This window comes from Kitasatospora sp. NPDC058492, from assembly GCF_042720685.1.
Lineage (GTDB): Bacteria > Actinomycetota > Actinomycetes > Streptomycetales > Streptomycetaceae > Kitasatospora.
Map to the genome: position 1 here is coordinate 1 of NZ_JBHXMU010000114.1, position 11,702 is coordinate 11,702.

The following is an 11,702-nucleotide window of genomic DNA, read 5'->3' on the forward strand; positions in this document are numbered from 1 at the left end:
CCGGACGATCGTCCGGTCCCGCCCGCGCCATGCCTGGCCGTTGTCAGAGGGGGTGCGCCCATGATGGGGGCGGCCTGTAGGGGCGCACAGTGCCGTCGCGGCCTGGTCAGCTGGTGCGGTGGGCGCTGTCAGCCGGTGATGGCGAAGGTCCAGCCGGGCATGCTTTCCCAGGCGAGCCAGTTGTTGTCCTTGTAGGTGGCGCGGGACATGGTGCCGTTGGTGCCGGTGGCGAAGAGTTCGAGGGTGTTGATGTAGGCGTTGTAGGTGGCGGAGGGGGTGCCGGAGAACTTCCAGTCGCTGATGGTGCTCCAGTCGGCCCAGGTCTTGGTCTTGTTGTCCCAGTAGTTGTGGCCGAGTTCGCCGGTGTTGCGGACGGCGAAGAGTTCGACGGAGTTGGCGGCGGGGTTGTAGACGGCGGTGGGGGTGCCGTTGAACTGCCAGCCGCCCATGGTGGTGATGTCGGACCAGCGTGCGCCGTTGAGGCTGTAGCTGTGGGCCATCGTGTTGTTGGTGGTGGTGATGAAGACCTCGGCGCTGTTGTTGGCCGGGTTCACGACGGCGGTGGGGCTGCCGGTCACCGCCTGGCCGCCGATGGTGCCCCAGTCGCTCCAGGTCTTGGCCTTGTTGTCCCAGTAGAGGTGGCCGAGTTCGTTGCGGCTGCTGGTGGCGAAGAGTTCGACGGCGTCGGTGGCGGGGTTGTAGAGGGTGGTGGGGGTGCCGGTGAACTGCCAGGTGCCCAGGCCCCGGACGTCGTCCCAGCGGGCGCCGTTGGTGCTGTAGGTGTGGGTCATGTAGCCGTTCGTGTCCAAGGTGAACACCTCGGCGGTCTGGCTTGAGGGGTTGAACACGGCGACCGGGTTGGCCTTGAGCTTGAGGGCGCTGGGAATGACGCTCCAGCCGGCCCACTTCCTGGTGGCCGGGTCCCAGTAGTTGTGGCCGAGTTCGCCGGTCTTGCCGATGGCGAACAGTTCGGTGGCCTTGGTGGCGGGGTTGTAGATCGTGGCGGGGATACCCGTGAACTGCCAGTCCCCCAGGGCCTCCCAGCCGCTGTTCCAGCCCTTGCCCGCAGTGTTGGAGGCGTGGGCGAGGACGCCGTCGGTGCCCAGGGCGAAGATCTCGGCGGTCTTGGAGTCCGGGTTGTACACGGAGTTGACGACTGCGGAGGAGTAGTCGACCTTGGTGCCCCACGTGGAGACGGTCTGCTGGACCCAGCCGGCGAGGTCGTCGACGCGGCTGGAGGAGGCGCCGGTGCGGGTCTCGGTCTCGCCGAGGCAGCCGCCCTGCCAGGAACGTGAGGCCACCGCGACGAGTTCGGCCTTGCCGTTCTTCTCGCGGATCGCGGGGGCGCCGGTGTCGCCCTTGCAGATCGCCGCGCCGCCGGTACCGGTGGTGTCGATGGCGGTCGCGGCGACGGTGTCGAGGGTGAAGGCGCCTGAGTGGAGCTTGTTCGGTATCCACTCGTCCTTGGTGCGGCCGTAGCCGGGAACCCGAAGGTTCTCACCGGCCGTGGGCGCGGCGGTCGCGACGGGCAGCGTCGCGACGCCGGTGACAGGGGTGGCAAGGCGCGCCATGACCAGGTCGCGGTCCTGACGGGTCACGAGTTCGGCCACGTCGACCGTCTTGTCACCGACGGTCGCGTTGGTCTTCCACTTGGGGGCGCCCGCGGCCAGGGCCTGCGGCTGCGTGGGGTCGTCGGCGAAGCAGGACGCGGCGGTGATCACCCAGTACCGGTCGACCAGCGCGCCGGTGCAGGCACGCACGCTGTCGCCGATCGCCAGGCGGACGGTGTAGGCGTAGGAGCCGTTGGCGGCAAGGTCGCCGGGGACGGCGCCGGCCGGGGCAAAGGTGCTGAGCGTACCGGCGGTCGCGGCTGCGACCAGTACGCCGAGCTTCCGGGAACGGGACGGAGTCTTACGGGGCATGGGGTTGATCCTTCGGGTGAGTGCATGGGAGTCCGCAGGGCGGCCGACCTCGTGCCGACGACCCCGTGGGGGAACCCTGTGCGGGGTCGATTCAGCCGGTGGTGGCGGTGATGCTCTGGATGGCGCTGCTGGCAACGGGGTAGACGGTGGTTCAGCTGCCGTCGGCCTTCCTGTCGGCGGTCCAGATGTTGTTGGCGCTGCCGATGGCGAACAGGCGCGTGGTGTCGCCGATCGTCGCCGCCGCGACCAGCTGCGGGGTGATGCCGTCGACCGGGGTGGTGAGGCGGGACATGACGAGGTCGCGGCTTGGACGCGGAACCGGCTCGGCGATGTCGACGGTCTCGCCGGCGTCCGTGGTGAGGTCGGCGCGGCCGATGGTGGTGGTGTTCCACTTCGGCGCGCCCGCGGGGAGGGCCGGTGCCTGGGCGGGGTCGTCGGCGAAGCAAGAGGCGGCGGTGATCACCCCGCACCGGTCGACCAGCGCGCCGGTGCAGGCGCGGACGCTGTCGCCGATTGCCAGGCGGGTGGTGTAGGCGTAGGAGCCGTCTGCGGCGGGATCGCCGACCACGGCGCCGGCCGGAGGAGCGGAGAAGGTCAGCGTGCCGACGGCCACTGTCGCTATCAATACGCCCGCCCGCCACGCGCGGGACACGGTGGTGGCACGAGACATGAACGAGGTTCCCAACAGGTGATAGGTGGATGAGGGACCGTCGACTTCACCGCGGACCGGAGAAGACCCGGGTCTATGGCAGCCCGCGCGTCACCAACGGGCAGCAGGTCACCATGACCGCGTCCTCCCGCGACAGCGTCTCCACCAGGACCTGGCTCGAGGACCACCCCCGCAAGCACGTCTTCATCCAGGTCGGGGCCTGCTGGCTCAAGCTCCAGGAAGGCTGGCGGCGCACATTCCGCAAGGCCGCACTCGCCGACAAGTTGTTCGCCGACCCCGACGAGATCGACAAGGCCACCCGCTTCGCAACCGCCCAGCTCAACGCGCGCGCCAAGCCCTGGATCTGGGGCAGAAAACCCCCACCAACCCGCCTACTCCGACGCCAATTTGTGTACCTCCTTAAGGAATCCAGCGCTAAGGGAGCTTGGTCCAGGGGCTCCAGGCGGTGGTTCCGGTGGTGTACCAGGCGTGGTACACCCGCTGGTCGTCACCGACCGCGACGGTCTCGATGGTGTTCTTGTCAGCGTGATAGAGGGTGCTGGGAGCGGTGGTGAACTTGCCGGGGGCCACGAGGGTCCATGTGCTCCAGGAGGTCGCGCCGGTGGTGTACCAGGCGTGCTGGATCTGTCGGTTGTCGTCGAGTGCGATGATCTCGATGGTGTTCTTGTCGGCCTGATACGCGGTGCTCAGCGCCGTGAAGGTGCCGGGGGCGACGAGCTGGAAGTTGCTCCAGGTCCAGGTGGCGTCGCTGTACCAGGAGTGGTAGATCTTGCGGTCCTCGCCGAGTGCGGCGACCTCGATGGTCTTCTTGTCGGCGTGGTAGACGCTGCTGAGCGCGGTGTACCGGCCGGGGGCGAGGAGCTGCCACGGGGTCCAGCCGGTGGTGCCGGTGGTGTAGTAGGACTGGTAGATCTGCCCGTCGTCGCCGATGGCGTAGATCTGGTTGGTGCGGCGGTCGCCGATGTAGTTGGCGTTCACCGCGGTGAACTTGCCGGGGGCCACGAGGGCCCACGTGCTCCAGGAGGTCGCGCCGGTGGTGTACCAGGCGTGGTAGACCTGCTGATCGTCTCCGAGGGCGATGACCTCGATGGTGTTCTTGTCGGCGTGGTAGACGGCCTGGAGCGGTCCGGTGACCTTGCCAGGCGCGAGGAGCTGCCAGTCGGCCCAGGTGCTCGAACCGGGGTTGTGCCAGGAGTGGTAGACCTGCCGGTCGGTGCCGACCGCGAAGACCTCGGTGGTGTTCTTGTCGGCGTGGTAGACGGCGGTGGGGCCGCTGACGAACTCGCGGGGGGCCAGCAACTGCCACGCACTCCAGCCCGCACCGCCGGTCTTGAAGGACGATCCATAGATCTGCCGGTCGGTCCCGAGCCGGAAGACCTCGGACGTCTGCGCGGCCGGTTCGTAGACCGTGGTTGTACGGTTCTCCGGTGTCAGCGAGCGAGTCTGCTGGATCCAGGCGCCTAGGTCGTCGACGCGGCTGGAGGAGGCGCCGGTGCGGGTCTCGGTCTCGCCGAGGCAGCCGCCCTGCCAGGAGTGGGAGGCTACCGCGACGAGTTCGGCCTTGCCGTTCTTCTCGCGGATCGTGGGGGCGCCGGTGTCGCCCTTGCAGATCGCGGCGCCGCCGGTACCGGTGGTGTCGATGGCGGTTGCGGCGACGGTGTCGAGGGTGAAGGCGCCTGAGTGGAGTTTGTTCGGTATCCACTCGTCCTTGGTGCGGCCGTAGCCGGGTACGCGCAGGTTCTCGCCCGTCGTGGGCGCGGCGGTCGCGACGGGCAGCGTCGCGACGCCGATGACGGGGGTCGCGAGGCGCGCCAGGACCAGGTCGCGGTCCTGACGGGTCACGAGTTCGGCCACGACAGCGGTCTCATCACCGATGGTCGCGGTGGTCTTCCACTTGGGGGCGCCTGCGACCAGAGCCTGCGGCTGCGTGGGGTCGTCGGCGAAGCAGGACGCGGCGGTGATCACCCAGTACCGGTCGACCAGCGCGCCGGTGCAGGCACGCACGTTGTCGCCGATCGCCAGGCGGGCGGTGTAGGCGTAGGAGCCGTTGGCGGCAAGGTCGCCAGGAACGGCACTGGCCGGGACGGGGAGGGTAGCGAGGGCGCCGGCGGTGACGGCGGTGGTGAGGAGTGTGGCCTTCCAGGAGGCGCGCGCAACGGTGCCAGGCAAGAGTTCAATCCTTGGGGGGGGGGGACAGGAAGATTGCTGTGTTCGGTGACGCTCAAAATGGCTCTGCCCTGGGATTCACACAACCATGGGCAGAGGTGACCAGCGTCGGGCAGCAGACGATGCTCAGCCGGTGACGCGCAGCTCGACGAGGACGGCGCGCTTGCCGCCAGGGAAGCCGTCGCCGACAGGTGCGTACGAGTTTGCGCCGATGTCGACCTTCTTTTCCTGGTCGGCGGCGACGACTCGGGCGGTGACGGAGCGGTCCTCGGTCCAGATTATGTATACGTCCGGTACCTCCATGGCGAGGTAGCCGGTCTTGCCGGTGACGGTGAAGCAGTAGCCGGCCTTGTCGAGGCGGGACTCGACGAAGATCTCGTTCGATGCCTGGCAGTCGGTCGGGGTGCTGTTGCCCGGGCCTTCCTTCAGACGGATGTGCCCGTCGCCCTGCTTGAGGGAGACCTTCCGGTCTTTGAGGAGGCGTTCGGCTCCGGGGTGCTGGAAGTCCTCGATGGCGGAGGGGATGGCGGAGGCCGCGAGGGCAGCGGCGGAGGGTTGTGGGGCGGCCTGGGCGGCCGTGAGGGACGCGAATCCGATGCCTGCGGTCAGGGTGGCGACAGCAGTGGCCAGGACGGCCTTCCGGGAACGGGATATCAGCAAGGTGGGGGTCTTTCTCTCCTGAGGTGACGCCAGGGCGGCGGTCCGCCCGGCGCACATGTGATGACTTAGTAAAGCATGCGTAAGATATCAGCAATCATCTGCCAAAAGATCTATCGCTGATCTCTGCAAGATCATTACTCGGCGGATGATGACGATTCATTCCGCGACCACATTCCATGATCACTTGCCCCCTCCCGTACTGGCACACAGTGGCCTTCCGCTGTGCCTGCCTATGCGATGCCGAGGCGTCGGGTGGTTCGGCCGCGCGATGACACACCCCCCTGAGAGGAATGGATTGTGAAACACCCCTCACGCTCCGCGGGAGCGCCGGGAACCGCCGGGACGCCCCGGCGTGGGAGAAGCCGGATAGCGGGCCTGCGCGGTGCGTGCGCACTTCTGCTGCCAGCGGCGCTCGCGGCCGGCCTGCTCGGTACGGCACCTGTATTCGCGGCGACACCCGCTCCTGACGTGGCGCCATCCGCCGTAGTGGACCGCGGCCACGTCCTCACGCTGTGGACGATCGGCGGGCCCGGGGTGAAGGCAGCGGCCGAGGCGGCACTGACCGGTTCGGACGAGGACGTCAAGCGGTTCCTCGGAGTCCAAAAGGACATCGAGCGGTACCACGATGACCGCGTTACGGCCGTACAGATGCTCAGCCTCGGCGATGTGAGTGTGCGCGAGGCCGCCACCAAGGCGTTGAAGGGCTCCGAGGACGACCTGCGCGCCTTCCTCAAGGACGGCTGGCAGACCCCGCTGGAGCAGGACCGGCGGGTCCGGGCCGTGCAGCTCCTCGCCACCGGAGGCGTGAGCGTCAAGGAGCAGGCCACCGCCGCCCTCAAGGGCACGCCCGAAGACGTGAAGAAGTTCCTCGAGCAAGGCCAGTACGACGCCCAGGAGATCGACAATCGCGTTCGGGTGACACAGCTACTCGCGACTGGCGGCCCGGCGATGAAGGAGGCGGCCAAGGTAGCCCTGCGCAATGGCACACCCGCCGACGTCGTCGAGTTCCTGGAGGTGGGCCAGTTCGTGGCCCGCGCCCGGGACCAGGAACGCGCCACCATCTCACAGCTAGCCGACCAGGCCGAGCAGGCCGGAGCCCAGGCCGAGGCCGCCAAGGACGCCGCCAAGACCGCCTCCGCACGCGCGGTCGACGAATCCCGGGCAGCCAAGGAGAACGCGCAGGAGGCGGCCAAGGAGACCGAGGCCGCGGGCAAGGATCTGACCCGCGCCGCAGAAGCAGCCGGACGAGCGGCGGACGCGGCCCAAGGCGCCGCGGCCGCCTCCCAGCAGGCGGTCTCCGCCGCCGGAGCCGCCAACCAGGCCTCTCGTATCGCCGCCAGCGCCGCGGCTCAGGCCGCCAGCGCCGCGTCCGGTGCGGCTCTGGCTGCGTCCAACGCCCGCACGGCGGCCAGCGCCGCCGCCTCCGACGCCGGCAAGGCCGCCGAGGCCCGCCAGCGGGCCGAGGAGGCGCGCAACGCTGCCAAGGATGCCGAGCGCGCCGCGCAGGCTGTCGAGCGCGCCGGTGACGCCTCGAAGGCTGCGGGCGAGGCATCGGACGCTGCCAGGAGCGCCGGCGGCAACGCCAACGCCGCCGCCGACTCCGCGGAGAAGGCCGCCCGCCTGGCGAAGGCCGCTGGGGCCGGCTCCAACCGTGCGCAGGCCGCAGCCGAGCAGGCCCGCCGTCACGCCAGGGAGGCCGACCGGGCCGCGAACGCCTCTGCGGCACTGGCCCGCCAGTCCGCCGAGGCCGCCTACCAGGCCCGCGACGCCGCTCGCTCCGCCGCCACCCACGCCGACAACGCTGCCACCGCCGCAGACAACGCCGCCCAGCACGCGGGCGCCTCCGCCGGCGCGGCCGCCGAGGCGACCCGCCAGGCGGAGGAAGCCAGGAAGGCCGCGAACACGGCGAGCGAGGCCGTCAAGACCGCCGGCGGCGTCTACGAGATCGCGCGCAAGACCGAGGCCGAAGACCTCGCCGCCCGAACCGCCGCTGCCGTCGAGGTCGCCCGCGACCTGAAGACCACCGACGACGAGGCCACCGCAGGTATCGGCACCATGCTTGGCGACTGGCAGGCCCAGGACCAAGAGGCCGCCGCTTTGACGGCCGAGGCCGCCCGCCCCGACGCCGATCCCAAGGCACTCGCCGCCAAGGGCCGCAAAGCCGCACTCACGGCTATGAAGACCGGCGGCCCCTGGAGTCAGGAAGCCGCCGCCAACGCACTCTCCAGTACCGACGACACCGTCCTGGACTGGCTGCGTGCTGGCCGTGGCAAGGCTGAGCGGGACGACATGCGCCAGAGCGTGCGCGAGATCGCCCAGGACAGCCCCGACGAGGCCGTGCGTACCGCCGCCGCCCAGGCCCTGAAGGGCGACGACGACCAGGTCAAGGCGTTCTACACCACGGGCCAGTACGAGGCCGCGGTCACCGACAACCGCGTCCGCGCGGTCCAGCTGATGGCCACCGGCGGTACCAGCGTCAAGGAGGCCGCCGAGAAGGCCCTGCGGGACGGCTCCCCCAAGGCCGTCACCGCCTTCCTGATGGCCGGCCAGCACACCGCCCGCCAGATCGACGAACGCGTCCAGGCCACCCAGCTACTCGCGAGCGGCGGACCGGAGGTCCAGGCCGCGGCCAAGTTCGCACTGTCCGGCACACCCGAGTTCGTGCACGACTTCGTGACAACCGGCCAGTACATGGCCGACCGCAAGGACCAGCTCGCCACCACCCACGCCGCGCAAATGCGCCGCCTGATCGCCGAAGCCTCCCAGACCGCGGCGAAGGCCCAGCAGAACGCCTGGGAGGCCACCGAGGCCGCAGCCGTGGCAAGCAACGCATCTGGTGAGGCCGACAACGCCCGCAACCAGGCCCAGGCCTCTGCCGCCCAAGCCGCTCAGTACGCCGCGACCGCTAAGACCTCCGCCAAGGACGCCGAAGCCTCCGCCACCCGAGCAACCAAATCCGCTGCCACCGCCCGCAATGCCGCCCAGGCCGCCACACGCGATGCTGGCAAGGCCGCAGCCTCTGCCGCCCGAGCCCGGGTTTCCGCCAACCAGGCACTCGGATCCGCCGAAGCGGCCCGCACGGCTGCGTCGCAGGCCCGAGCCTCGGCGGTCGCGGCCGGCAAGGACGCCACGCAGGCGAAGCAGGCTGAGGACGAGGCCTGGGGCTTTGTCGCGGAAAAGAAGATCCAGGAACGCGAAGCCGCGATGAAGGCGGAGGAAGCGGGCATCCAGGCCGAGGCCAAGAAGGTCGAGGAGGAAGCCAAGCAGGAGTTCGAAAGGGTACTCAGGGAGCATCTGGAGCAGGTTGCGAAGGACGCGAAGGGTCAGGAGAAGAACACCTGCCACAGCGGTGGCGCGTTCAGCCCCGGAGCCACAACGGCGTGCGTCTTCATGAAGGGGGGGAACAAGGCCGTAGTCATCGATACCAACGAGGAGTTCAATAAAGGCCTGATGCAGTTCTTCAAATCAGCTGCCGGCGTGGATAGCTTCGAAGAGTGCATCAAGCAGAAGAATGTCAGTGCCTGTGCAGAAATCGCCGCAGGGGCTTTCCCGGCCGGAAAGGTCCTCAAGCTCCGCGCGATCGCAAAGCAGGCAAAAACCGTCGAGGATGCAGCCAGGGCGTCACGACTCAACCGCTTCGAGAACACGCTCAAGGCATGTCTGCGGAGGAACAGCTTCCCTGCCGGTACCCGGGTTCTGATGGCGGATGGATCAACTCTGCCGATCGAGCAGGTGAGGGTCGGCGACTACGTTCGGGCGACAGATCCAGACTCTGGCGAAACCACACCCCGCCGCGTTGATGCGACTATCTATACGCCCGACGACCGCGAATTCACCGACCTCACTATCGCGTCGGCGGGCGCTACGGTCGGCACGATTACCTCCACCGACCGGCACCCTTTCTGGTCGGAGAATCGCGGCTGGCGAAACGCCGCTGACCTCGCGGCCGGCGATCTCGTACGCACGGACACCGGCCAGCCAGCACAGATCACCGACACCAAGAAGTGGGCTTCCGTCCAGCCCGCGTACAACCTCACCGTCAGCACCGTCCACACGTACTATGTGCTCGCCGGAAGCATTCCGGTGCTGGTTCACAACACTTCATGGTGCACTGACGAGGAGCGCATCGAGGACGCCGCAGATATCGCCAGCGGGCACGCTGGAGGAAAGCATTCACTCGATTTCCCAGGCCTGTCGGTCGCTGACCTTGGCAAGCTTACGGAGAATGTCATGAAGAATCCTTCACGAACTAAGGATCTGGGAAGCGGCCGGAAGGCATTCCTCGGAAAGGACGGAACAACCATCGTCCTCCACGATCCGATGCACCCGGATGGCGGTACCGTATTCCGTCGAAACCCGGAAACACTGGAAGAATATTGGAGTAAGCTGAATTGATGCAACAATTTGACGCCGCTGCGCGAAGCTTGCTTGACCAGGGCGAAATTGAACTCTTGGAACGAGCGCTCCTGGAATGGGGCGGGCCGGCTTGGTGCAGTGACCGACTCGCTGCCGGTATGGGCTTCGAGAACGTACAGGACCTGCTCGATCAATGCCGAAGGCTGCGGGCTGCGCTCAAGGATGATTCCCCGATCGCCCCGGCGGACTGGGCTCGCATCCTCCTAGCTGTTGAAATTGTCTTCGTAAGCGACCTCATGGGTACCGGCGTCGAATGGTCGACGACCACGGGACTCAGCGATGAGTCGACTATCAGGGCACTTCGGTCGATCCAGCGGAAGCTGGCCAGCACCGTTCGTCCCTACTACGGAAAGACTCCAGGTATCGGCGGAGAATAAGCCACCCGCCAGGGCAGCCTCCCTGACGGGCACTGACGGACTGCCTCTCCGTCTGGATGTCAGTACGTTTGGACGCTGGAGCCCCACGAGATTCTCGTGGGGCTCCAGCTGCAGATCGCCCCGGCAGGCGCTGGAATAGCTCCTCGGCACCGGTCGTACCTTACGGTCAAGACGGTCAAGACGGTCAGCAGGTCAAGGACGCGAAGGGGTTCGTCGTCTTGCCCCCGGCGCGCTGGGTGGGTCCGCTCCGCCTGCGTGGGACGGTTGTCGTCGAGTCCGCGTCGGCGTCCGCTGCGGCCGTGCGGAGGTGACCCGGCCAGGGCCGCGATCTCACATCCCCGGCCCTTGTCCACTCCGTCCGTGAGGAGGTGACCCGTGGTTCGGCTGGCCGGCCTGGCTGGGGCCGGGCTCTGGTGGTCGGGCTCGATGGTCCCCTGGGTCTCCTCGGTGATGGCGGCCGCCGGGGACGGCGGGCCGAAGGTTCGATGGTGGCGGCAGCCGGCCGGCCTCACCTACCGGTCTGGGTCCGCTCATTGGCACCGGATCGATCATGTCCTGGAGCGCGGGTAGAGGACGCCACCAAGCTGACACGCTCCGCCTTCAAGTCCGGAAAGGACGGGCTTCTCAAGGTCATCGACAAGGCGTGGCGCAGGCGTGGCGCTCATGAGCCAGGCGACGCGGGCGCCTACGTAGTCGACCTGAAGGACGTCATCGGGACTGCTGGCGAGACCAAGGGTAAGGATCATCGTGAAGCCGTGGACATCAGAAATCATCACTGCATATCCATGGCAATAAGGAGCTCAGGAAATGGCTGACTGGTGCCCGAGGTGCGACCAGGGCTGGGTGCGGGAGTACGTTGCCCGGAGACAGAGCGAGATCGTCAGGATCTGCGAGGAGTGCGAAGCTCTATGGCGGGCCGGAGAGCAAGTCGCGGTGGAACGCTTCGGGAGCTTCGAGTCCTACATGGATGACCTCGGCCTGTCACCGCTATGGCCGGAGATCTCGGCGGTGAATCGCTAGGACGCCTGGAGGACTACCGGAATCCAACGGCCACTCGAGCGTACGGACCAGTGCGTTTTCCGCTGCCTTCGTGAACAACTGACCATGGAGCCCCGCCAGGTCTGGCGGGGCTCCACCGTGTCCTCATTGCGGCAGCTCACTCCGTCGTTGTCGGGGCTACTTTCCGCCCTGACCGCCGTCTCCCGGATCGAGCTGCCCCCTGGCTTCATCCTGCTGCTGCGACAGCACGCCGGCAGCGGTCTCACACCGCTACTCGGTTCAACAGCGCTTCACGGCGATCGACCTTCTTCTTCCACAACTCGACCGCCTGGTCGTCCCGTTCGATGGCCCTGAGGGCTGGCCGCTGCCACGATCAGCCTTGGCGCTTGAGCAGGGTCTAGGGCCAATGCCAGTGACTTTGGTGTGTCTGTCTCGTTGGTTGTGGTGTGGCGAGGGTGGGGCAGGTCAAGTCGTGTGCGGGTGAGCGGTTGT

6 protein-coding genes and 1 pseudogene are annotated in these 11,702 nt (G+C 67.9%); 2 read left to right on the plus strand and 5 right to left on the minus strand.

Annotated elements, in window-relative coordinates; translation table 11 throughout:
• Nucleotides 1–128: 128 nt before the first annotated feature.
• From ACFWPI_RS38660 to ACFWPI_RS38675, 4 genes are all read right to left on the minus strand, one after another.
• Nucleotides 129–1,922 carry a trypsin-like serine protease gene (locus tag ACFWPI_RS38660; protein ID WP_380380436.1) on the minus strand — a complete coding sequence of 598 codons (1,794 nt, stop codon included), beginning with the start codon at nucleotides 1,920–1,922 and terminating at the stop codon, nucleotides 129–131.
• A gap of 151 nt (nucleotides 1,923–2,073) precedes the next feature.
• Nucleotides 2,074–2,592, minus strand: a complete 519-nt coding sequence (locus ACFWPI_RS38665) for a trypsin-like serine protease (RefSeq protein WP_380380438.1) — start codon at nucleotides 2,590–2,592, stop codon at nucleotides 2,074–2,076.
• Between the two features lie 414 nt (nucleotides 2,593–3,006).
• On the minus strand, nucleotides 3,007–4,761 hold the full coding sequence (locus ACFWPI_RS38670) for a trypsin-like serine protease (protein ID WP_380380440.1): 1,755 nt from the start codon (nucleotides 4,759–4,761) through the stop codon (nucleotides 3,007–3,009).
• 123 nt (nucleotides 4,762–4,884) lie between these two features.
• The gene (locus tag ACFWPI_RS38675) at nucleotides 4,885–5,418 is read right to left on the minus strand and encodes a hypothetical protein (protein WP_380380442.1); all 534 of its coding nucleotides are present in this window, start codon (nucleotides 5,416–5,418) and stop codon (nucleotides 4,885–4,887) included.
• A gap of 468 nt (nucleotides 5,419–5,886) precedes the next feature.
• Between ACFWPI_RS38675 and ACFWPI_RS38680 the strand changes: the two genes are divergently transcribed.
• Nucleotides 5,887–9,813, plus strand: a complete 3,927-nt coding sequence (locus ACFWPI_RS38680) for a polymorphic toxin-type HINT domain-containing protein (protein ID WP_380425365.1) — start codon at nucleotides 5,887–5,889, stop codon at nucleotides 9,811–9,813.
• The gene (locus ACFWPI_RS38685; RefSeq protein WP_380380446.1) at nucleotides 9,813–10,211 is read left to right on the plus strand and encodes a hypothetical protein; all 399 of its coding nucleotides are present in this window, start codon (nucleotides 9,813–9,815) and stop codon (nucleotides 10,209–10,211) included. Before ACFWPI_RS38680 ends, ACFWPI_RS38685 begins: the two co-directional genes overlap by 1 nt.
• 1,261 nt (nucleotides 10,212–11,472) lie before the next feature.
• Here ACFWPI_RS38685 and ACFWPI_RS38690 read toward each other — a convergent pair.
• Nucleotides 11,473–11,577, minus strand: a pseudogene (locus ACFWPI_RS38690) (hypothetical protein); the annotation flags it as partial.
• Nucleotides 11,578–11,702 lie beyond the last annotated feature (125 nt).

What these genes read in the sequence shown, in the direction of transcription:
- ACFWPI_RS38660 (WP_380380436.1), bottom strand. Translation starts at nt 1,922, where the DNA reads ATGCCCCGTAAGACTCCGTCCCGTTCCCGGAAGCTCGGCGTACTGGTC.
- ACFWPI_RS38665 (WP_380380438.1), bottom strand. Translation starts at nt 2,592, where the DNA reads ATGTCTCGTGCCACCACCGTGTCCCGCGCGTGGCGGGCGGGCGTATTG.
- ACFWPI_RS38685 (WP_380380446.1), top strand. Translation starts at nt 9,813, where the DNA reads ATGCAACAATTTGACGCCGCTGCGCGAAGCTTGCTTGACCAGGGCGAA.